The 20,685-nt window shown below is 69.6% G+C and carries 20 protein-coding genes; 12 read left to right on the plus strand and 8 right to left on the minus strand.

What is annotated here, in order from left to right; translation table 11 throughout:
• Positions 1-38 precede the first annotated feature (38 nt).
• Complete coding sequence (locus FHU35_RS27405) at positions 39-965, plus strand: molybdenum cofactor biosynthesis protein MoaE (RefSeq protein ID WP_145744973.1); 927 nt, start codon at positions 39-41, stop codon at positions 963-965.
• Between the two features lie 369 nt (positions 966-1,334).
• On the opposite strand, the gene FHU35_RS27410 is transcribed toward FHU35_RS27405, so the two are convergent.
• From FHU35_RS27410 to moaA, 3 genes are all read right to left on the minus strand, one after another.
• Positions 1,335-1,934: a LysM peptidoglycan-binding domain-containing protein gene (locus FHU35_RS27410; protein WP_145744975.1), complete on the minus strand. Its 600-nt coding sequence runs from the start codon at positions 1,932-1,934 to the stop codon at positions 1,335-1,337.
• 736 nt (positions 1,935-2,670) lie between these two features.
• A complete protein-coding gene (locus tag FHU35_RS27415) occupies positions 2,671-2,979 on the minus strand; it encodes a MoaD/ThiS family protein (protein WP_145744977.1) in 309 nt (102 codons plus the stop codon).
• A gap of 5 nt (positions 2,980-2,984) precedes the next feature.
• Positions 2,985-4,043: a GTP 3',8-cyclase MoaA gene (gene moaA / locus FHU35_RS27420; RefSeq protein WP_186459646.1), complete on the minus strand. Its 1,059-nt coding sequence runs from the start codon at positions 4,041-4,043 to the stop codon at positions 2,985-2,987.
• Positions 4,044-4,192: 149 nt separating this feature from the next.
• Between moaA and FHU35_RS27425 the strand changes: the two genes are divergently transcribed.
• The 7 genes from FHU35_RS27425 (at position 4,193) to FHU35_RS27455 (ending at position 10,863) form a co-directional block, all read left to right on the plus strand.
• Complete coding sequence (locus tag FHU35_RS27425; protein ID WP_425474188.1) at positions 4,193-4,606, plus strand: TOBE domain-containing protein; 414 nt, start codon at positions 4,193-4,195, stop codon at positions 4,604-4,606.
• Positions 4,607-5,368 carry a molybdate ABC transporter substrate-binding protein gene (modA, locus tag FHU35_RS27430; RefSeq protein ID WP_145744981.1) on the plus strand — a complete coding sequence of 254 codons (762 nt, stop codon included), beginning with the start codon at positions 4,607-4,609 and terminating at the stop codon, positions 5,366-5,368. It abuts the gene before it with no gap.
• A 20-nt stretch (positions 5,369-5,388) separates the two neighbouring features.
• A complete protein-coding gene (locus FHU35_RS27435) occupies positions 5,389-6,159 on the plus strand; it encodes an ABC transporter permease (RefSeq protein WP_145745407.1) in 771 nt (256 codons plus the stop codon).
• Positions 6,156-7,247 (plus strand): sulfate/molybdate ABC transporter ATP-binding protein, encoded by a 1,092-nt coding sequence (locus FHU35_RS27440; protein ID WP_145744984.1) that lies wholly within the window; start codon positions 6,156-6,158, stop codon positions 7,245-7,247. The genes FHU35_RS27435 and FHU35_RS27440 overlap by 4 nt, the downstream gene beginning before the upstream one ends.
• A 26-nt stretch (positions 7,248-7,273) precedes the next feature.
• On the plus strand, positions 7,274-8,038 hold the full coding sequence (locus tag FHU35_RS27445) for an HAD-IIA family hydrolase (RefSeq protein WP_186459660.1): 765 nt from the start codon (positions 7,274-7,276) through the stop codon (positions 8,036-8,038).
• Between the two features lie 77 nt (positions 8,039-8,115).
• Positions 8,116-9,864, plus strand: a complete 1,749-nt coding sequence (locus tag FHU35_RS27450; RefSeq protein WP_186459647.1) for an AMP-binding protein — start codon at positions 8,116-8,118, stop codon at positions 9,862-9,864.
• Positions 9,865-10,044: 180 nt separating this feature from the next.
• On the plus strand, positions 10,045-10,863 hold the full coding sequence (locus FHU35_RS27455; protein WP_145737558.1) for an IS5 family transposase: 819 nt from the start codon (positions 10,045-10,047) through the stop codon (positions 10,861-10,863).
• 49 nt (positions 10,864-10,912) lie between these two features.
• On the opposite strand, the gene FHU35_RS27460 is transcribed toward FHU35_RS27455, so the two are convergent.
• On the minus strand, positions 10,913-11,878 hold the full coding sequence (locus tag FHU35_RS27460; protein ID WP_145744988.1) for a R2-like ligand-binding oxidase: 966 nt from the start codon (positions 11,876-11,878) through the stop codon (positions 10,913-10,915).
• A gap of 127 nt (positions 11,879-12,005) precedes the next feature.
• Here FHU35_RS27460 and FHU35_RS27465 point away from each other — a divergent pair, with 127 nt between their 5' ends.
• Positions 12,006-12,623 carry an HAD family hydrolase gene (locus FHU35_RS27465; protein WP_145744990.1) on the plus strand — a complete coding sequence of 206 codons (618 nt, stop codon included), beginning with the start codon at positions 12,006-12,008 and terminating at the stop codon, positions 12,621-12,623.
• Here FHU35_RS27465 and FHU35_RS27470 read toward each other — a convergent pair.
• Positions 12,620-12,829 carry a hypothetical protein gene (locus FHU35_RS27470; RefSeq protein ID WP_145744992.1) on the minus strand — a complete coding sequence of 70 codons (210 nt, stop codon included), beginning with the start codon at positions 12,827-12,829 and terminating at the stop codon, positions 12,620-12,622. The two genes, FHU35_RS27465 and FHU35_RS27470, sit on opposite strands and share 4 nt — an antisense overlap.
• Positions 12,830-13,068: 239 nt before the next feature.
• Between FHU35_RS27470 and FHU35_RS30260 the strand changes: the two genes are divergently transcribed.
• Positions 13,069-13,464 carry a cold-shock protein gene (locus tag FHU35_RS30260; protein ID WP_145744995.1) on the plus strand — a complete coding sequence of 132 codons (396 nt, stop codon included), beginning with the start codon at positions 13,069-13,071 and terminating at the stop codon, positions 13,462-13,464.
• 65 nt (positions 13,465-13,529) lie between these two features.
• Here the strand turns inward: FHU35_RS30260 and FHU35_RS27480 are convergent, their stop codons facing one another.
• The 3 genes from FHU35_RS27480 to FHU35_RS27490 all read right to left on the minus strand — a co-directional run bounded on the left by FHU35_RS27480 (position 13,530) and on the right by FHU35_RS27490 (position 16,672).
• A complete protein-coding gene (locus tag FHU35_RS27480) occupies positions 13,530-14,006 on the minus strand; it encodes a DUF2771 family protein (protein ID WP_145744997.1) in 477 nt (158 codons plus the stop codon).
• 9 nt (positions 14,007-14,015) lie between these two features.
• Entirely contained in the window at positions 14,016-15,665 is a 1,650-nt protein-coding gene (locus FHU35_RS27485) for an MFS transporter (RefSeq protein ID WP_145745411.1), read from the minus strand.
• 167 nt (positions 15,666-15,832) lie between these two features.
• Complete coding sequence (locus FHU35_RS27490) at positions 15,833-16,672, minus strand: glutaminyl-peptide cyclotransferase (protein WP_246110611.1); 840 nt, start codon at positions 16,670-16,672, stop codon at positions 15,833-15,835.
• A 141-nt stretch (positions 16,673-16,813) separates the two neighbouring features.
• On the opposite strand from FHU35_RS27490, the gene FHU35_RS27495 reads away from it, so the two are divergent.
• Positions 16,814-17,701, plus strand: a complete 888-nt coding sequence (locus FHU35_RS27495) for a DUF3027 domain-containing protein (RefSeq protein WP_246110612.1) — start codon at positions 16,814-16,816, stop codon at positions 17,699-17,701.
• Positions 17,698-20,676, plus strand: a complete 2,979-nt coding sequence (locus FHU35_RS27500; protein WP_145745001.1) for a sacsin N-terminal ATP-binding-like domain-containing protein — start codon at positions 17,698-17,700, stop codon at positions 20,674-20,676. Before FHU35_RS27495 ends, FHU35_RS27500 begins: the two co-directional genes overlap by 4 nt.
• The last annotated feature ends 9 nt before the right edge of the window (positions 20,677-20,685 follow it).

A 20,685-nucleotide genomic window follows, 5' to 3' on the forward strand; every position in this document is an offset into this window, starting at 1 on the left:
CCGTTGCACCAGGATCGGGCCATTCACGGGAGGTCTCCATGACGAGGACCGCGCGAGTCGTCGCCGCGTCCAACCGCGCCGCCGCCGGGATCTACGAGGACCGCACCGGTCCCGTGATCGTGCAGTGGCTGCGCGAGCGCGGGTACGAGACCCCCGAACCCTTCGTGGTGCCCGACGGCGACCCCGTCGGAGACCAGCTGCGCACCGCGGTCAACGGCGGGGTGGACGTCGTGATCACCACCGGTGGCACCGGCATCAACCCCACCGACCGCACGCCTGAGGTCACCGCGCAGGTCCTCGACCACCAGATCCCCGGCCTCGCCGAGGCCATCCGCACCGCCGGACTGCCCGAGGTCCCCACCGCCGTCCTCTCCCGGGGACTGGCCGGGGTCGGCGGGTCCACGCTGATCGTGAACCTCCCCGGGTCCAGCGGAGGCGTCAAGGACGGGCTCGGCGTCCTCGCAGGCGTTCTCGACCACGCCGTCGACCAGCTCCACGGCGGCGACCACCCCGGTTCCGCTGCGGCGCCCGCTCGTTCCGCGGCAGAGGTCCTGCGAGCCGACGTCGTCGACGAGGGCATCGACGTCGAATCGCTGGCGCGCTCGGTGGAGCACGACGCGGCAGGAGCCGTGGTGACCTTCGGCGGAGTGGTTCGCGACCACGACGGCGGCCGGGGCGTTCTCGAGCTGGAGTACACCGGGCACCCCAGCGCCCAGGACGTCATCCAGGAGGTCGCGGCCGACATCGCCGGGCGTTTCGAGGGCGTTCGCGCCATCGCGGTCTCGCACCGCGTCGGCCTGCTCAAGATCGGCGACGTGGCGCTCGGCTGCGCGGTCGCCGCGGAACACCGCAAGCAAGCCTTCAACGCCTGCTCCGAACTCGTCGACGAGGTCAAGCGCCGGCTCCCGATCTGGAAGCGCCAGGTCTTCGAGGACAACACCGAAGAATGGGTCAACTGCCCCTGAGCTGTGGGGAACTGATCTGTGGTCGCTTTGCGTGGCGGTGCGGGTAGCGGAACCTGACACGCCTTCTGGGTCCGGGATCCGAGACTTGAGCATGAACGGATCCGCGGCGCTTCGGCTGTCCTCCCCAGAAGACGTGTCAGAACCCGCGGCGGTGCCGGTTGCTCGGGTGGGGCAAGGCGAAAGCACCTTCGGTGCTTGCCTGACGGGTTCGGTCGTTCCCGCACCGCGAAACGGAGAAAGCAGAAACCCCCTCCGCCGCTTGGGGGCAGTGCGGCGAAGGGGGTTTCGTGGCGAAGCACGTGCCGTGTCGGGGGAGACGGCACGTACCTCTTGCCGGTCAGCGTTGGGGGATGCCTGACCGTGCGCGTCTTACCTGACGTCGAGCTGCTGACCCGGGAAGATCATGTTCGGGTCGCTGATGACGCTCGAGTTCTTGGCGGCGATGTCCTGGTAGTTCACACCGAACTCCTGGGCGATCTTGCCCAGCGTGTCGCCCGTCTTGACGGTGTAGTCCGCGCCGTCCGCCTTGACCGTCGACTTGGTCTTGGTCGTGGTGGTCTTCTTCTTCGGCGTGGTCTCGGTCTTGGTGCTCGACTTGGTCGAGCCGCTGGTCCAGTTCAGCTTCGCGCTGCAGCCCGGCCAGGCGTTCTTGCCCTGGGAGGCGAGAACCTTCTCCGCGACGGCGATCTGCTGCTCGCGGGTGGCGTTGTGGGCGCTGCTGGCGTACTGAGTACCGCCGTACGCAGCCCAGGTGGACGGGGTGAACTGGAGACCGCCGTAGAAACCGTTACCGGTGCTGGCGCTCCAGTTGCCGCTGCTCTCGCACTTGGCGAGAGAGTCCCAGTCCGCGGCGTTGGCGGGAGCGGCGATCGCGATCGGGGTGGCGACCACAGCGCCGGCAACGGCGATCCGGGCGAAATTGCGCTTGGTACTCGAAGGCTTGCGGTGCTTGCCCTTGTAACTGGACATGTCCCTCTCTCCTGCCGCGCCTCGGGTCGAACCCTGGTCTGGCTCCTTCGGGGAGGAGCCGGGTCCGCGCCCGCCGGTCTCGGGGGAGCCGGCGGCATCTCTGGGCATTCGGGGCGCCCTGAGATGTCCCTCGTTCCTGTCCGGTCTTGTTTCGTTTTCGGGGTGAGAGCCCGCTGGACAGGTTCAGCGCCACGGGCTCTCGAGTTCCTTGCTGATCGGTTCGGGGCCGACCGAGGAGCGACACTACGTAACCAAGCCGAAGATCGGAAATCTTGGACCATGTGACGCTGGTCACAGTAACACCGGCAAACGGGGTGGCGATCCCGATCATTTTCGCTGATCAGAGCGTCGTTATCGTACCGTTTCCGGCCTGATATCGATCACCGTAAGTGAGGCTTGGGTCACCTCGATGCTCCCACTGGGGAACCCCCGTCACGCGGTTACCAACCGTCGAGCGGGCGTGGATCACGCGCGGAGAGGTGAGCGCGAGTGGCCTATTGCGAATACGTCTCGTATTCGAAATGCGACGGAGCGTGTCCGGTTCGATCGCTGGAACAGGTGGCGTTCAGGCGACCGAGCGGCGGGCTCCGGAGGGGCTCCGGCGACCAAGATCCAATGAGCGAAATATCAACGGAAAAGTCACCTGGACGAGGCTGTACGACACGCCAAGCCATGTTGTATTACGCGCGCACCCGCACGCGCGCAGAAGAAGCAGTGTCTCCGCTCAGCGGAGGATTCAGCCGCCTGCGAACGGCGGCAGGACGTCGAGGGTGGCGTCCTCGGAGATCGGCGTGCTGCGGTCCCGCACGGCCACGCCGTCGAGGAGGAAGCTGCACGCGGGCAGCACCTCGGCGAGCTTCTCGCCGCGCCCGTTGAGCGCCGCCGCGATGGCATCGGAGACGGTGGGCGCGCTGCCGCCGGGACGGTTCAGCGTCACCGTTTCCTCGGGCAGACCGGCCGCCGCGCGGGCACCGGCGAAGTAGCGGACCCGCACCGACACCGAACTCCTCGCCGGACCGGCGTTCTGCTCCGACACCGCGGTCATCTCCGCTAACCCCCGATTGCGCTCATCGGCCTTGATGGCTGGGCGAACTCGCCGGAATCCATCCCGTGGCCGGCGGCCTTGGCCCACATCTCGCCCTGCCACAGCCGGGCGAGCTCGTCGTCGGTGGCTCCTTCGCGCATGGGGCCGCGCAGGTCCGTTTCCGTCGTCGAGAACAGGCACGAGCGTAGCTGTCCGTCCGCGGTCAACCGCGTTCGGTCGCACGCCGCGCAGAACGGCCTCGTCACCGAGGCGATCACGCCCACCGTGGCGGGGCCGCCGTCGACCAACCAGCGCTCGGCCGGTGCCGAACCTCGCTCGGCGACGTCCGGGGTGAGCGTGAACTCCGCGCCCAGCAGCTCCAGGATCTCGTCCGCGGTGATCATCGCGGAGCGCTCCCAGCCGTGCTGGGCGTCCAGCGGCATCTGCTCGATGAAGCGCAGCTGGTAGCCGCGCTCGATGCAGAAGCGCAGCAGCTCCGGCGCCTCGTGGTCGTTGACGCCGCGCATCAGCACGGCGTTGACCTTGACCGGCTCGAGCTTCATCGTCTTGGCCGCAGCCAGCCCGTCGAGCACGTCCTGCATCCGGTCGCGCCTGGTCAACTCCTTGAAGACCGCTCGGTCCAGGGTGTCCAGCGAGACGTTGACCCGGTTGAGCCCGGCCGTCACCAGCTTCTCGGCGAAACCGCCGAGGTTGATGCCGTTCGTGGTCAGCGACGTCGTGGGCCGGCTGGGCAGTGACGAGGTCGCGGCGATCACGTCGACCAGGTCCTGCCGTAGCAGCGGTTCGCCGCCGGTGAACCGGACCGTGTTGACCCCGAGCTCCTCGACGGCGATCCGGATCAGCCGGTTCATCTCGTCGGTGTCGAGCATCTCGTCGCGCTTGAGCCACGGCAGCCCTTCGGCGGGCATGCAGTAGGTGCAGCGCAGGTTGCACTTGTCGATCAGGGAGACGCGCAGGTCCGTCGCCACTCTGCCGAAGCGGTCCACCAGCTGCTGCGTGTCCGGGCGTTCGGACGTGTCGGTCGTGCGGCGCACGAACGGGATTCCCAGGTCCACCGCGTTCACAACTCGACCCTATCTCTTCGGACCGACGGTTTTCGATCGTGCGGAGCAAATCGGACGGTGCAAGATGCCTGGTCATCAGTGGTGCGGCCGGAGTTAACGATCCTGGTTCGCGGACGGGAAAGCCCTAGTTTCCCCGCAGTTGCGGAAGTATGGTCTGGCTCGTGCCGCACTATCGGATCGCAGAGTCCGCTTCGCTCCTCGGCGTCAGCGACGACACCGTTCGCCGCTGGGTCGACGGCGGGCAGTTGCCCGCGGAGCGCGACGCAGCCGGACGGCTGGTCGTCGACGGAGCCGCGCTCGCCGAGTTCACCCGGGACCAGGCGCGGTCGGCGCCGGACCCGTCGTCCGTCGGGCGCTCGGCGCGCAACCGCTGGGTCGGGCTCGTGACCGAGATCGTCTCGGACAAGGTGATGTCCCAGGTGGAGATCCAATGCGGACCTCACCGGGTGGTGTCGCTGATGAGCACCGAGGCGGTGCGCGAACTCGGCCTGGTGCCCGGTTCGCTCGCGGTGGCAGTGGTCAAGTCGACCAACGTCGTGGTGGAGACACCGGGAGAGGGCTGAATGTCGAAGCTCAAGATGATCGCGGGCGCGGTGCTCGCGCTGACCCTGCTCGCCGGGTGCGGGCAGGCGGAATCGGGTCAGGGGCAGCAGGATCCGGCGCAGCAGCGCACGGTGACGGTGCTGGCGGCGGCGTCGCTGACCGAGTCCTTCGACGAGCTGGGCCGGAGGTTCACTGCCGAACACCCGGACGTCAAGGTCGAGTTCGACTACCAGGGCTCCTCGACGCTGGCCGAGCAGATCAAGCAGGGGCGCCCCGCCGACGTCTTCGCCTCGGCCGACGAGAAGAACATGTCCAAGGTCGCCGACCTGGTCTCGCCGCCGCAGACCTTCGCCACGAACCGGCTGACCCTCGTCGTGCCGCCCGGCAACCCCGCGCACGTGGCCTCGCTGGCCGACCTCGCGGGCACGAAGCTCGTCACCTGCGCCCCGCAGGTGCCCTGCGGATCCGCCACCCGGTCCGTCGCCGAGGCCGCCCACGTCGCCCTGCGGCCGGTCAGCGAGGAGAACGACGTCAAGCAGGTGCTGCAGAAGGTCGTCGCGGGCGAGGCCGACGCGGGGCTCGTCTACGTCACCGACGCCAAGTCCGCGGGCGACGAGGTGCAGGCGATCGACTTCCCGGAGTCGCCGCAGGTGGTCAACGACTACCCGGTCGCCACCATCAAGGACTCCCAGCAGGCGGAGGCGGCGAACGAGTTCGTGTCGTTCGTGCGCGGCCCGGCGGGGCGCGAAGTGCTCGGCGCGCACGGCTTCGACGTCCCGTGATCAGACGTCATCCGCCGCAGGTGCCCGCAGTGCTGTGGGCGCCTGCGGCGCTCGCTCTGGCACTGGTGGTGCTGCCGGTCGCCGGCCTGCTCACCCGCGTGGAACCGGCCCGCTTGCCGGGCTTGCTGCTGAGTCCGTCCGCGTTGGACGCGCTGCGGTTGTCGGTGCTCACCGGCTTGATCGCGACCGCGCTCGCGGCCGTGCTCGGGGTGCCGCTGGCGGTGGTGCTGGCCCGTTCGAAGATGCGCGGGTTGCGGGTGGTGCGGGCGCTGGTGCTGCTGCCGCTCGTGCTCCCGCCGGTGGTCGGCGGCCTGGCGCTGCTGTACCTGCTGGGGCGGACGGGTCCGCTCGGCGGCGTGCTCGCGGTGGCCGGAATCCGGTTGCCCTACACGACGGCGGCGGTCGTGCTGTCCCAGACCTTCGTGGCGATGCCGTTCCTGGTGGTCGGGCTCGAAGGCGCGCTGCGGACGGCAGGCGGGCGCTACGAGCAGGTCGCCGCGACGCTGGGAGCCGGCCCGTGGCTCGCCTTCCGGCGCGTGACGCTGCCGCTGCTGCTGCCGGCCCTGGGATCGAGCCTGGTGCTCACCTTCGCGCGGGCGCTGGGCGAGTTCGGCGCCACGATCACCTTCGCGGGCAGCTTGCAGGGCAGCACCCGGACCCTGCCGCTGGCCATCTACACCACCGCGCAGTCCGATGTGGACGCAGCGGTGGCCATGTCGTTGCTGCTGGTCGTGGTCGCCTTGCTGGTGATCGTGATCGCCCGGCCGAGAGCGGTGGAGGGACGGTTGTGAGCGACCTGCGGGTGGACGTCGAGCTGCACCGCGCGGAGTTCTCGCTGCGCGCGGACTTCGCGGTGGCGCCCGGCGAGGTGCTGGCGGTGCTCGGGCCGAACGGCGCGGGGAAGTCGACCTTGCTGTCCGTGCTCGCCGGGCAGCTGCTGCCGGATCGCGGCGCGGTCGAACTGGGTGGAACCACCTGGCTGGACACCGAACGCCGGATCAACGTCCCCACGCACCGGCGGGGAGTGGGGCTGCTCGCCCAGCAGGCGCTGCTGTTCCCCAACCTCACCGCGCGCGACAACGTCGCCTTCGGCCCGCGCTCCGCGGGCGCCACCCAGTCGCGCGCGCGGGAGATCGCCGCGCGCTGGCTGGCCGAGACCGACGTCGCCGACCTGGGCGGACGTCGCCCCGCGCGGCTCTCCGGTGGTCAGGCCCAGCGGGTCGCGCTGGCCCGCGCGCTCGCGGCCGAACCCCGGCTGCTGATGCTCGACGAACCGCTCGCCGCGCTGGACGTCGACGCCGCCCCGGCCATGCGCGGCCTGCTGCACCAGGTGCTGCGCAGGCAGGAGATGCCGACGGTGCTGGTCACCCACGACGTGCTGGACGCTGTGGTGCTGGCCGACCGGTTGCTGGTGCTGCAGGACGGGCAGGTCGTCGAGCAGGGACCGACGAGCGAGGTGCTGTCCCGCCCGCGCGAGGCCTTCACCGCGCGCCTCGCCGGTCTCAACCTGCTGACCGGGACCTCGATCGACGGCGGGGTGCAGGTCGGCGAGGAGATCATCAGCGGCCGCGTGGTCGAGGAGATGACGGCGCGGGAGCCGGGTGGGGCGGTCTTCGCCCCGGCGGCCGTGGCGGTGCACCGCGAGCGTCCGAGCGGCAGCCCCCGCAACGCGCTGCCGGTGCGGATCGCGGCCCTGGAACCGCGCGGTGACGTGGTGCGCGTGCGCGCCACCGGCCCGTCGGGCACCGGTCTGTCCGCCGACGTCACCCCGGCGGCCGTCGCCGAGCTCGGCATCTCCGCAGGTGAGGAGGTGTGGTTCGTGATCAAGGCGGCCGAGGTGGCCATCCACCCCGTATCCGGAGGATCATCTGGGGCGTGACTGAGCCATCCACCTGGACGTACCTGATGGACATGGACGGCGTGCTGGTCCACGAAGAGCACATGGTGCCCGGCGCGGACGAGTTCGTGGCCGCTCTTCGCGAGCACGGCATCCCGTTCATGGTCTTCACCAACAACTCGATCTACACCCCGCGGGACCTGAGGGCCCGGCTACTGCGCAGCGGGCTGGACATCCCGGAGGAAGCGATCTGGACGTCCGCGCTGGCGACGGCGCAGTTCCTGGAGCAGCAGCGCCCCGGAGGGTCGGCCTTCGTGGTCGGCGAGTCGGGGCTGACGACCGCGCTGCACAACATCGGCTACGTGCTCACCGACCGGGATCCGGACTACGTGATCTTGGGTGAGACCCGCACCTACAGCTTCGAGGCCATCACCAAGGCCATCCGGCTGGTGGAGAACGGTGCTCGCTTCATCGCCACGAACCCGGACGAGAAGGGGCCGAGCCGCGAGGGCACGCTGCCCGCGACCGGCGCCGTGGCCGCCCTCATCGAGCGGGTCACCGGCCGCGCTCCGTACTACGTGGGCAAGCCGAACCCGCTGATGATGCGCTCCGCGCTGCGCCACCTCGGCGTTCACTCGGAGAACACGCTCATGATCGGCGACCGGATGGACACCGACGTCCGCTCCGGGCTGGAGTCGGGGCTGCAGACGATCCTGGTGCTTTCCGGCATCTCCGACGAGGACACCGCGGAGCTGTTCCCGTACCGCCCCACCAAGGTCGTCCGCTCCATCGCGGACCTCAGGGACCACGTCACAGACCCCTTCAAGGCCTGACTCGCGCTCCCTCCCCAGCACTCCGGGAGGGGCAGTGGTCCCCCGATCCCAGTTTTAGTCCAAACCGAGGACGGTCCATGACCGTTTTGTCCGCTCAGTTTGGACTAAAACTGGGATCGGGTGAGCGCGAGTCCCGGGGTTGGCCCCGCGCGGCGGTGAGGGTGAAGATTGGTGACCTGCACCACTGCCACGGGGAGGTCGTCGACGTGGGAACCGAGCCGAAACTCATCAGCTACGACTCCGGCGTGTCCGACGTGCCGTTGCTGGGCGACACCATCGGAGCCAACCTGGACCGGACGGCGGCGCGCTTCCCGGAGCGGGAGGCGCTGGTCGAGTTCTCCACGGGCCGCCGGTGGACCTACCGCGAGTTCGTCGCGGCGGTGGATTCGGTGGCGACCGGGCTGCTGGACGCGGGCATCACCCAGGGCGATCGGGTCGGCGTGTGGGCGCCGAACCGTGCCGAGTGGACGTTGACGCAGTACGCGACCGCGCGGGTCGGCGCGATCCTGGTCAACATCAATCCCGCGTACCGGGCGCACGAGTTGGAGTTCGTGCTCCAGCAGGCGGGTGTGCGGATGCTGGTGTCCGCGCAGTCGTTCAAGGGCTCCGACTACGTGGGAATCGTGGAGCAGGTGCGGGGTGGGTGCCCGGGCCTGGAACGCGTGGTGTTCCTGGATTCCCCGGAATGGGAGGCGTTGGCCGGCACCGCCGCCGATTCCGATCGTCTGGGCGAGATCCGGTTGTCGGCTGATGATGCGATCAACATTCAGTACACGTCGGGGACGACGGGTTTTCCGAAGGGTGCGACGTTGTCGCATCACAATATTTTGAACAACGGGTTTTTCGTGGGGGAGTTGTGTGGTTATGGGGAGGGGGATCGGGTGGCGATCGTGCCGCCGTTCTATCACTGCTTCGGGATGGTGATGGGGAATTTGGCGTGCACGAGTCATGGTTCGGCGATGGTGATTCCGTCGGAGGGGTTTGATCCGGGGGTGGCGTTGCGGGCTGTGGCGGCGGAGCGGTGCACGTCGTTGTACGGGGTGCCGACGATGTTCATCGCGGAGTTGGATCATCCGGATTTCGGTTCGTTCGACCTGTCGTCGTTGCGGACGGGGATCATGGCGGGTTCGCCGTGTCCGGTGGAGGTGATGAAGCAGGTCATCGATCGGATGGGGATGTCGGAGGTGGCGATTTGTTATGGGATGACGGAGACGTCTCCGGTGTCGACGCAGACGCGTGCGGATGATTCGGTGCAGCGGCGGGTGTCGACGGTGGGGCGTGTGGGTCCGCACCTGGAGGTGAAGGTGGTGGATCCGGTGTCGGGGTTGACGGTGCCGCGGGGTGAGGCGGGGGAGTTGTGCACGCGGGGGTATTCGGTGATGTTGGGGTATTGGGAGCAGCCGGACAAGACGGCTGAGGTGATCGATGCGGCGCGGTGGATGCACACGGGGGATTTGGCGGTGATGGATGACGAGGGGTATGTGTCGATCACCGGGCGGATCAAGGACATGGTGATCCGTGGTGGGGAGAACGTGTATCCGCGGGAGATCGAGGAGTTCCTGTACACGCATCCGGATGTGTTGGACGCGCAGGTGATCGGGGTTCCGGATGCGCGCTACGGGGAGGAGTTGATGGCGTGGGTGCGGTTGCGGTCGGGGGCTGAGGTGTTGACCGCGGAGGCGTTGCGGGAGTTCTGCGCGGGCAAGTTGGCGCATTACAAGATTCCGCGTTATGTGCACGTGGTGGATGATTTCCCGATGACGGTGACGGGCAAGATCCGCAAGGTCGAGATGCGAGAGGAAGCCCGCAAACTCCTCGACCTCTAGAGGTGTGTGCGGATCGGCTCGCGTGGCGGTGCGGAGTCGCCCGGTCCCAGTTTTAGCCATAACTGAGCCGACATTCCGGACATGATCATGGCTCGGTTTGGACTAAGGGGTCCTTTCATAATGATCTTGGTCTGGCACCATGGGTCGCGTAGTTGATCTTGTGTGTGGCTAGGAGACGGGATGGTGCAGCCGAAGCCCTGGGAAGTTGATGACGAGCTGTGGGCGTTGATCGAGCCGGTGTTGCCGAAGGTGCAGCGCCGGTTCCGCAATCCGGGGCGGCCGCGTGGGAGTGATCGGTTAGCGCTGCAGGGTGTGCTGTTTGTGCTCTACACCGGGATCCAGTGGAACTACCTGCCCCTGGAGCTGGGGTTCGGTTCGGGTCCGACGTGCTGGCGGCGGCTTCAGGAGTGGAACGAGGCCGAGGTCTGGGACAAGGTCCAGGACATCCTGCTGGAGCAGCTGCGTGTGGCCGGTGAGCTGGACTTCTCCCGCGCGGCGATCGATTCCTCCACCATCGCGGCCAAACGAGGACGTGATAGCCCAAAAGTCGGGCCGAGCCCGGTTGACCGCGCCCGGCCCGGCTCGAAACACCACATCGTCACCGACGCCGGCGGCATCCCCATCGAATCCACCCTGACCAGCGCGAACACTCATGACAGCACCCAGCTGATCCCCCTGATGTCCGAGCTACCGACCATCGGTGGACTCCCCGGCCCAGCCCCGCGGTTCCGCAGCCTCTACGGCGACACCGCCTACGACGCCAACGCCAACCGCACCTGGCTCCGCCGCCACGGGATCACGCCCTACCTGCGGCGACGCGGACGAGGACACGGCTCCGGACTCGGCACCAAACGCTGGGTCGTCGAAGCCTGCATCGCCTGGTTCCACGGCTTCCGCAAACTCCGCATCCGCTGGGAACGCTACGACCACATGCACGAAGCCTTCCTCGGCCTCGCCCACTGCATCATCCTCGCCCGCAAACTCCGCCAAGCAATCTGAAACGACCCCTAAAACTGGGACAGGGCGAGGGCGCGTTCGCCGCCGGCGGTCATCCGTTGCGGAGTTTTTCCAGTTCTGCGGCGTCCTCGTCGCCGAAGCGCTCTTCGAGGGCTTCGGGTTCGGCGTCCACGTCGATCTTGGCGAGCGGCATGCCGCGAGCGCTGGAGATCGCGCCGAGCCTGCGGGTCGCGCGGTCCGAGGCGTAGGCCGTGAGCTCGTCCTTGTCGAGGGCGAAGGGCAGCACCTCGGGGGCGTCCTCCGGCGTCCACTGGACCTGCGCGATGGCGTGCGGCAGCAGCCGCGCCATCTGGTCCTCGACCACCGCCCAGTTGCTCTCGTCGGCGGCCACGTGCCTGCGGCAGGTGAAGGTGCCCCAGGCCATGTGCCTGCGCTCGTCGTCGCCGATCAGCTTGATGACCTGCTGCATCCCCGGCAGGATCCCGCGGCTCACGCAGATCTTGTGCCAGGCGTAGTACCCGGTGAGCGCGAGGGTCCCTTCCACCACGTGGTTGTAGGTGACCGAGGCCCGGACCTGGTTCTCGGGGCTGGGATCGGTGTGCAGCTCGCGCAGCGTCTCGGGGAGGGCCTTGTAGAAGATCTCCCGGTAGCCGGGGTTGTCGGTGACGTACTCGTGCAGGTCGTCGGTGAGGCCGACGGCGTCCATCCAGAGCCGGAACACCTGGGTGTGCTTGGCCTCTTCGAAGCAGAACTGGGTCAGGTACATCTCGTCGCCGAAGCGGCCTTCGGCGGCCATCGCGGCCATGAACGGCTGGAGGTCTTCGGTGACGGCCTCTTCGCCCGCGATGAACTGCGCGCACAGCCCTGCCACGCTGCGCTGTTCGTCCTCGGTGAGCCGTTGCCAGTCCTCGGCGTCCTGGCTGAAGTCGATGTCGGCGGGGTTCCAGAACCGGGCGTTGCCCTTGTTGAACAGGCGCAGCGGCAACGATTCCCAGTTCAGTCCGTGGGCTCGCAGGGAGTGGAAGCTCTCGCGCTGGGCGGGGTGCGTGCTCGTCATTGAACTACTCCAGCTCGCCGTGGTGTGAGGTGCGTTACTCCGCAATTTTCGGTACTGGATAGTTTCGAGTCAAGGTCGCACGCGTCCCCGGACCAGGTGTTCTTCGACGTCCGTAGGCTGAACGGCGATGGACGAGCGCAGCGCACTCACGGTCGGATTCGACCTCGACATGACCCTGATCGACCCGCGGCCGGGGATGGTCCGCGCCTTCGACGCACTCAACGAGGAGTTCGGCACAGAACTCGACGGCCGGCACTTCGCCGCCAACCTCGGACCGCCGCTGGAAGACGTGCTGCGCGGATACGAATTCGACGAGCCGATGGTGAAGCGGCTGGCAGCGCACTTCCGGTCGATCTACCCGACCGTCGTCATCGACGAGACGGTCGCGCTGCCGGGAGCGGCCGAAGCCCTGGAGGCGGTGCGCGCCGCCGGCGGGCGGACCTTGGTGGTCACCGGCAAGTACGAGCCCAACGCCGCACTGCACCTCAAGGCCCTGGGCTGGACCGTCGACCGGCTCGCGGGCGGGGTGTTCGGCGCGGGCAAGGGCGATGTGCTGCTGGCCGAGGGAGCGGACATCTACGTGGGCGATCACCACGGGGACGTCGTCGGCGGGCACGCCGCCGGGGCGACCGCGGTGGGCGTGGCCACGGGTCCGTACTCCACGCGCGAGCTCAGCGAAGCAGGCGCCGACGTAACCCTGAACGACCTGACGGAGTTCCCGACCTGGCTGGCGACCCGGGTCTAGCGGCGGCGCCGGGAGCGCACCACGGTCGCGATCACTCCGAAGATCAGCCCTGCCGGGCACAGCAGCGTCACGATGCTGACCCACGGCGGCAGGTCCTGGTGACCGGTCGCGTAGAGCGCGAAGATCACGACGATGGCGAGCAGTCCGACGCCGAACATCGCCAGCGAGATCGGGAGCACTGCTGATCTTGGTGAGCTGCTTGCCATGTGAGCAGCGTATTCACATCGCCACCCCGTCCGGCAATCGGGCTTGGTCGATAAGGATGGGTGATTTCGTCCGCCTTCGCGGTACGCTTGGTGGGACGCGTCCCGGCGCGCGCACCTGCGTGGCGTTAACGGGGCGCTTTCGTCGTGATGGGGAGATTGCCGCGTCACGACGGGAGAATCGGCAAGGAGATCGTGACCCGGCGACGGGTCAGCGCATTCGACAGGGAACGGTGAGGACAGTGCCGACCGGCAGGGTCAAGTGGTTCGACTCGGAGAAGGGCTTCGGCTTCCTGACCCAAGATGGTGGGGAGGACGTGTACGTGCGGTCCTCCGCGTTGCCATCTGGTGTGGATGCGCTCAAGACCGGCCAACGAGTCGACTTCGACATGGCGCAGGGCCGACGCGGCCCGCAGGCGCTGAAGGTCAAATTACTGGACCCGCTGCCCTCGGTCACTGAGGCTCGCCGACGTCCCGCCGACGAGTTGCACGGCATGGTCGAGGACATGATCAAGCTCCTCGAGCTCAAGGTCCAGCCGGATCTGCAGCGAGGCCGCTACCCCGACCGCAAGAACGCCAAGCGGATCGGCGAGGTCGTCAGGGCGGTCGCCCGCGAGCTCGACCCGGGCGGCAACTGATCCGCGAGCCTCAGGAGCGGTTCTGACGCGCTGCTCGGGCCAGGCCCGGAAGGCGCGTCAGGAGCTCACTGCTTGACGTCGAGGACCCAGCTCCCGCCGATGCCGAAGTCGACACCTCCGTCGGCGCCCTGGGACAGGACGGCCGAGAACTGCTGGACCTCGACGTGCTCGATGCGCGCGCCGTCCGGCGGCAGCTGCAGCGTGTAGGAGTGGCGCGAGTCCGGGGTGAACACCGGGCTGCGGCCGTCGAGCTCCTGACCGTTGAGACCTCGGTAGAGGAACACCACCTGCCACGGCGCGCCGGCGACCTCGGCGGGAACCGAGATCTGCACCGGGTCGCGGTCGACCGCGCGCAGTGCGCCGATGGCGTCCGGGTTCGGCGGTGAGCACTCCTGGCCGGTCGGGTCGCAGTGCTGGGCGGGATCGACCGCTACCGAGTCGCCGTGCGAGTAGAAGGTCACCTGCGGTTGGCTGGGGGAGGAGCAGCCGGCGGCGAGCCCGGCGGCAGCCACCGCCAGCAGCGGCTTCAGTCCACGATGCACGATCAGAGCCTACGGGCCGGTACTCGATCGGGCGGTGGCCGGTTGGTCCGCCGCACGTCCCCGCCGTCGTGACGGTGGTCGTAACGGGATCGACGGGATCAGCGTGCCTCCCCGTCCGCGCAGGACCGTTTGCGCCAGGACCACGGCGAGCAGGACCGCGACCACCACGAACCCGATCCAGTACACCGGTGGCAGCAGCACGCCGAGCGCGCCGCCGAACACCCAGCTCAGCTGCAGGATCGTTTCCGAGCGGCCGAACGCCGAGGCCCGCGAGGCCTCGGGCATGTCGCGTTGGATCACCGCGTCCAGGCACACCTTGGCCAGCGCTGAGGCGGTCGCGCCGACGAGGCCGACGATCACCGCCAGCGGTAGACCGGCCAGCACCGCGGCGCAGGTCGCGACCGCCAGCGCTGCGCCCAGGCAGCTGATGATCAGCCCGTCCGGCTTCTCGAAGGTCATCCGCGAGCCCAGGCCGTTGCCCAAGAAGCTGCCGGCCCCGGCAGCGCCTCCGACCAGGCCCAGCAGCACCAGCTGCATGGCCGGCTCGTGCTGGGTGTCGTGCTTGATCACGAAAGCGGCGAACAGCGTCAGGAACCCGGTCAGCACCCGGATCCCGCCGTTGCCCCACAGCGCCACCACGACGTGATCGCTCAGCGGAACCTTCCGCGAGCGCCCGGGATCGCCGATCGAGGTCTGCACCTCGCCCTCGGTGCTCTCCACCCAGCCCGGGATGCGCAGGCACAGCCACACCCCGGCCGCCGCCATCGCGGCCATGAACCACAGCGCGCCCTCGGATCCCCACAGCCAGGCGAAACCGGAGGCGATCCCGCCGAACAGGCCGCCCGCGGCCAGGCCGAAGGCGGTGAGTCGCGAGTTGGCCTTGGTCAGCGTGATCTGCTCGGGGAGCACTCGTGGCGTCATCGCGGCCTTGAGCACGCCGAAGGACTTCGACAGCACCATGCAGCCCAGCGCGGCCGGGTAGAGCAGCCAGCTGTTGAAGTTCAGCGCCATCACGACCGCCAGCAGGACGCGCACCGCGAAGGACGCGGCCAGCGCCAGCCGCCTGCCCTGCTGGAGCCGGTCGAGGGCAGGGCCGATCACCGGTGCGATCACCGCGAACGGTGCGACCGTGATCAGCAGGTAGAGCGCGACCTTGTCCTTGCTCTCCGCCGTGGCCGCGGAGAAGAACAGGGTGTTGGCCAGCGCGACGGCCATCGCCGCGTCGACCGCGTAGTTGCCCATCCACGCGTAGGTGAACTTGGCGAGGCCCGAACGGTCGGCGCCGTCGGCGTGCGCGAGCGAGAAGAACAACCGCACCACGCGCTGCGTCAGGTCCCGGCTGCGCCACGCGGCGACGCGGGTGACCGTCAGCTTCCTGGGCGGTGCCGCTCCGCGGGGTTGCTCGGGTTCCGGTTCCGGCGCGCCGGGGTGGTCCTCGGGCAGCGGCGGGAGCGGACCCGTGCGGTCGCGCGGGCGGTCGTAGTCGGGGTCGTCCTGCCAGGGGTAACGACGTTCGTCGGCGTCCTGAGGCGGCGGTTCGAACCGCTGCCCGGACCGCTGCTGCTCGGTGTACCAACCGCGCTTCCCGCGCTGGCCGGCGCCCCAGCCCGGGCGGCCCTGCGGCTCGTCCGAGTGCTGGTCACGTCGACGCATCCCCATGCCTGCCATCCTGCACCACCTCCTCCCGCTCGGACCGGGTTGCGGGTGAGCTCCTCCGCGCTCGTCGCCGCAACGCCCTCACGAATAAGGAGGCGGAAAACCGCCGAGAAATACAGCTGGACACGATCTGGCGACGAAATAGAGGCCTAGATCACTCCGCCGAGTGATCACTGGGGCACGAACCGAACCCGGAACATCGCGGGCCACTTCTTCCCGGTGATCAGGAACTCGTCGGTCCCGGGCACCGCCGCGATGCCGTTGAGGACGTCGGCACCGGCCTGCTGCTCGGGACGCAGCAGCCCGCCGGCGTCCACGACCGCGGTGACCTGCCCGCTCGCCGGATCGATCCGCAGGATCTCGTCGCTGCCCCACACGTTGGCCCAGACCTGGCCGCCGACGCACTCGAGCTCGTTGAGCTCCTCGACCGAAGATCCCTCCTGCGTCACCGAGACCTCGCCGACCTGCGCGAACGTCACCGGATCGCGGAAGGTCAACCGGTCGCTGCCGTCGCTCATCACCAGGCGCCGACCGTCGGAGCACAGGCCCCAGCCCTCGCCGGGGTACTCCACTCGGCGCAGTTCGCGCAGGGTCGCGCGGTCCCGCTCGAAAGCAACCCCTTCCTGCCAGGTGAGCTGCCAGATACGGTCACCCGTGACGGTGATCCCCTCACCGAAGAACTCGGCGGGCAACCGGGCCTCGTGCCGAGCCGAACCGCTGAGCGGATCGGCGGCGCGGAGCACGGACGAGCCGCGCAGGCCGGTGCCTTCGTAGAGGGTCCCGTCGGCGATTTCCAGGCCCTGAGTGAACGAGGAGCGGTCGTGCGGGAGCACGTTGATCACCTCGACGCGAAGGTGTGGCACGCTTCCCGGGTGCCCAACGCCCTGATCGGTTTGCTCGCGGTCGTCCTGGCCGTCGTGCTGCGCTGGTACCTGCGGCGCACACGCAACCCCGACTCCGATGGTGAGCAGCACTCCGCACAGGAGACGTCCAGTCTGAGCAAGTCGCACCCCGAAAGCTTGACACGCCCGATCACTCCGAGTGTTGCTCCGCTCCGGAACAGCGGTCCTGCGACCCCGGCGGCGACACAGCCGACTGCGGCGCGGAGCGCGTACGGCACAATCGAGCATGTGACGCCTATGCCTGCTCCGATGACCAGCCCAGGCGCGGATGCCCCGTACGACGATGCCGGGCAGCCTGCGGCCGAGCCGTTGAACCCGGAGCTCGCGGCGGCCGTGGATGTCGCCCGAGCTGCTGCGGAGGACGAGGCTCGTCCTGGTGACGACCCGATCGGCTCTCCGATCTTGACGCTGGACACCACCGGCGAGGACTCGGAGACCGCTGCTGCGGAGAGCTCCACGCCGCCTCCGGTGGGCGCGCACGTCGGCGTCGAAGCCGAGGGCACGCACGCCGTCACGCACCACTTCGAGTCGAACTACCCCGGCTACGTCGGCTGGCGCTGGGCCGTGACGGTCGCCAGCGTCGGCGCCGGCGAGCCGGTGACGGTCAGCGAAGTCGTGCTGCTGCCCGGTCCGTCGGCGCTGACCGCGCCGGACTGGGTGCCGTGGCGCGACCGCGTCCAGCCCGGTGACCTGGGTGCCGGCGACCTGCTGCCGACCAGCCCGGACGACCCGCGGTTGGCCCCCGGCCACCTGACCGGTGACGACGAGGAGTTCAGCGACGTCGCCAAGGAGGTCGGGCTCGGCCGCAAGCGCGTGCTCAGCTTCGAAGGACGCACGGATGCCGCCGAGCGCTGGCACTCCGGCGACTTCGGTCCCCGCGCTGACGCCGCGAAGCTCGCGCCCGCGGCCTGCGGCACCTGCGGCTTCTTCCTGAAGCTGTCGGGTTCCATGGGCGGTGCGTTCGGCGTCTGCGCCAACGAGTACGCACCGGCCGACGGTCGCGTGGTCAGCGTCGAGTTCGGCTGCGGGGCGCACTCCGAGGTCGACGTGGACGTCTCGTCCACCGTTCCGGTCGCCGAGATCGTCTACGACGACGCCACGCTGGAGTTCGAACCGCGCGGCACGGAGCGCGGGTGAGCGAGCCCGACCGCTTCGACGCGGTCGGACTGCGCCGCGCGGTGCTGCAGTCCTGGGAGGCCTCGCCGACCCGGTTCCGCGAGGACGCCAACGCGGAAGAGGACCTGAAGCTCGGCGGCTATCGCGACCGCCTCCTCGTCGAGCTCGCCCAGAACGCAGCCGACGCCGCCGGTTCCGGCGGAGTGCTGAGCGTCGAGCTCGTCGGCGACGAGCTCAGGGTCGCCAACACAGGCACCCCGCTGAGCGCTGAGGGCGTGGCCGCGCTGGCTTCGCTGCGCGCGTCGGCCAAGCGCGAAGGCGCTTCCGTCGGTCGCTTCGGCGTCGGCTTCGCCGCGGTGCTCGCGGTGTCCGAAGAGCCCAGCGTGCTGTCGACCTCGGGTGGTGTGGCGTTCTCCGCCGAGCGCACCCGGCAGGCCGCCGCGCAGCTGCCCGGTCCCGCCGAGGAGCTGTCCCGTCGTGAGGGCGCGGTTCCCGTGCTGCGGCTGCCGTGGGAGGTCGAGGGAACCCCGCCCGAGGGGTTCGCGACCGAGGTCCGGTTGCCGCTGCGCTCCGAAGTGGACGCCGCCGCGCTGCTGGACTCCTGCACCGACCAGGCCCCCGGGTTGCTGCTGGCGCTGCCCGCGCTGAGCGAGATCCGGATCGGCCGCCAGACGTGGCGCCGCGTCGACGAGGACGCCGATCGCGTCGTGGTGCAGGGGCCGGTGCGCAGCGATCGCTGGCTGGTGCACCGCGCTTCCGGGGCGTTGAGCCAATCCGTGCTCTCCGGGTTGGGCGCGGAGAACCGCTCGGCCGCGCACTGGCAGGTCACCTGGGCCGTTCCGCTGGACTCCGAGGGCGTGCCGATCCCGCTGGCCGAGGACGTGCTGCACAGCCCGACGCCGACCGAGGAACGGCTGTCGCTGCCCGCCCGGCTGCTGGCGAGCGTTCCGGTCGAGGCCGACCGGCGTCGCGCCGCGGCGTCACCCGCCACCGACGAGGTGCTGACCTTCGCCGCCGAGTGCTACCCGGCGCTGGTCGACAAGCTGCCCGGTGAGCACCGGACCGCCCTGGTTCCGCTGCCCGGCTTCCCGCTGTCCGACGTGGACGACAAGCTGCGGCAGGGCGTCAACGACCGGCTTCGGGTCTCGGCGTGGCTGCCCGGAGCTGCGGACAAGCCGGTCGCGCCGCTGGAAGCGCGCGCGCTGGAGTACGTCTCGTCCGAGCTGGTGGAACTGCTCGACGACGTCGTGCCCGGGCTGCTGGACCCGGAGCTGTCCGACGCCCGGCACCGCCGCTCGCTGCACGCCTTGGAGGTCAGCAGGCTCGGTGCCGCCGAGATCGTGGAGGCGGTCACCGGGCTCGGGCGCGAACCGAGCTGGTGGTACCGGCTCTACGACGCCTTGGCCCCGTTCGAGGACTCCGATCCGCAGGTCCGCGAGGAGTTCACCGCGCTGCCGGTCCCACTGGCCGATGGACGCACCGCGAGCGGCGTCCGCGACGTGCTGCTGAGTCATCCGGAGAGCGACCTGGACCCGGCCGCGCTCCTGTCCACGTTGGACATCTCCGGGCTGCGCATCGCGCACCCGGAGGCCACCCACCCGATGCTGGAGAAGCTCGGCGCGCACCCGGCCGGGCCTGCCGAGCTGCTGGACGCCCCGCCGCTCGCGGAGGCGGTGCGCAGCAGCGTGTCCGACGCGATGGCCGGAGCGGACGTGGGTCCCCTGGCCGAGGCCGTGCTGAAGCTGGTCGAGGAATCGCGGACGCGCGACTGGCTGGGTGCCCTGGCGCTGCCCGACGACGAGGGTGAGCACCGGCGCGCGGATGAGCTCCTGCTGCCCGAGGCCGCGCTGCTGTCGGTCATCGACACCGAGCACCTCGGCGGCGGAGCTCCGCTGTCGGTCCTCGACGCCGAGGTCGCGCAGCGCTGGCCGACCGAGCTGCTGACCTCCATCGGTGTCCTGGACGGCTTCGGCGTGCAGGTCGAGGAGTCCCCGGCGGAAGCGGACGAGAGGTTCCCCGACTCCCACCAGTGGTGGGCGGAGCAGGAGGCCGACCGTCCCGAGGAGTGGCCGCCGGCGAGGTTCGTCGGCATCCGTGATCTCGACCTGGTCGCCGCCGACGCGTGGCCCGAGGCCATCAGCCTGCTCACCCGGGACCCGGAAACGTTGCGCGCGCTGCGCGAACCGCACGGCTACTCGGCCTGGTGGATCGCCCGCTACGCGCTGATCGAAGGGCACCCGCCGCGCCACTGGCGGCTGCCCGGTGCGGACGAGCTCGCCGGGGTCTACGACCCGGTGCCCGAGGTCGAGCTCGACGAGGAGGCGCTGCGGCTGGCGGGTGTTCGCGCTGAGCTGCGGATCGACGACGGTGAGGACGCCGAGGACCTGCTGGAACGCCTGGGCGATTCGGACCGCGCGATCCGGGCGGGAACCGCGCTGCGCGCTCACCGGGTGCTCAGCGAGGCTGTCGCCGCGGGCGTGGTCGATCCCTCCGAGCTGGACCCGCCGGAGATGGTCCGTTCCGTCTCGGGTGCGGTGGTGAGCACCGGGCGCGCGGTCGTCCTCGACGAGCCGTGGATGCTGGGCGTCATGGAGGCGCCGCTGGTCATCGCGGGTGGCAGCCCCGACCAGTTCGACGCCGAGGCGTTGGCCGAACTGCTCGACCTGCCGCTGGCTTCGGAGGAGAACACGCTGCGCGTGCCCGACGAGGGACGCACCCAGCGCTGGTCCGAGGTCGGCCGGGTCGCCTCCAGCTGCGAGCTCTTGGGCATCGCGGTTCCGGAGGGCGAGGTGGCCCTCCACGACAAGCTGCGCGTGCAGGCGTCGACCGGTGAGCACCAGGTGCACTGGTGGGTCGAACCGGCGGGCAAGGTCCACGCCGAACGCACTCCGGACGGCCTGGCGCGGGCGCTGGCCTGGGCGACGGGCTCGTGGCCTCAGCGCTTCGCCCTCACCGCTCTCCTGGCGGATCCGGAAGCCACGACGCTCCTGCGCTGAACCGGGACG

The organism is Saccharopolyspora dendranthemae, assembly GCF_007829955.1.
GTDB lineage: Bacteria > Actinomycetota > Actinomycetes > Mycobacteriales > Pseudonocardiaceae > Saccharopolyspora > Saccharopolyspora dendranthemae.

What these genes read in the sequence shown, in the direction of transcription:
- FHU35_RS27405 (WP_145744973.1), top strand. Translation starts at nt 39, where the DNA reads ATGACGAGGACCGCGCGAGTCGTCGCCGCGTCCAACCGCGCCGCCGCC.
- FHU35_RS27410 (WP_145744975.1), bottom strand. Translation starts at nt 1,934, where the DNA reads ATGTCCAGTTACAAGGGCAAGCACCGCAAGCCTTCGAGTACCAAGCGC.
- FHU35_RS27415 (WP_145744977.1), bottom strand. Translation starts at nt 2,979, where the DNA reads ATGACCGCGGTGTCGGAGCAGAACGCCGGTCCGGCGAGGAGTTCGGTG.
- FHU35_RS27425 (WP_425474188.1), top strand. Translation starts at nt 4,193, where the DNA reads ATGGTCTGGCTCGTGCCGCACTATCGGATCGCAGAGTCCGCTTCGCTC.
- modA (WP_145744981.1), top strand. Translation starts at nt 4,607, where the DNA reads ATGTCGAAGCTCAAGATGATCGCGGGCGCGGTGCTCGCGCTGACCCTG.
- FHU35_RS27445 (WP_186459660.1), top strand. Translation starts at nt 7,274, where the DNA reads ATGGACATGGACGGCGTGCTGGTCCACGAAGAGCACATGGTGCCCGGC.
- FHU35_RS27450 (WP_186459647.1), top strand. Translation starts at nt 8,116, where the DNA reads ATGACCGTTTTGTCCGCTCAGTTTGGACTAAAACTGGGATCGGGTGAG.
- FHU35_RS27455 (WP_145737558.1), top strand. Translation starts at nt 10,045, where the DNA reads ATGGTGCAGCCGAAGCCCTGGGAAGTTGATGACGAGCTGTGGGCGTTG.
- FHU35_RS27460 (WP_145744988.1), bottom strand. Translation starts at nt 11,878, where the DNA reads ATGACGAGCACGCACCCCGCCCAGCGCGAGAGCTTCCACTCCCTGCGA.
- FHU35_RS27465 (WP_145744990.1), top strand. Translation starts at nt 12,006, where the DNA reads ATGGACGAGCGCAGCGCACTCACGGTCGGATTCGACCTCGACATGACC.
- FHU35_RS27470 (WP_145744992.1), bottom strand. Translation starts at nt 12,829, where the DNA reads ATGGCAAGCAGCTCACCAAGATCAGCAGTGCTCCCGATCTCGCTGGCG.
- FHU35_RS27485 (WP_145745411.1), bottom strand. Translation starts at nt 15,665, where the DNA reads ATGGGGATGCGTCGACGTGACCAGCACTCGGACGAGCCGCAGGGCCGC.
- FHU35_RS27495 (WP_246110612.1), top strand. Translation starts at nt 16,814, where the DNA reads ATGACCAGCCCAGGCGCGGATGCCCCGTACGACGATGCCGGGCAGCCT.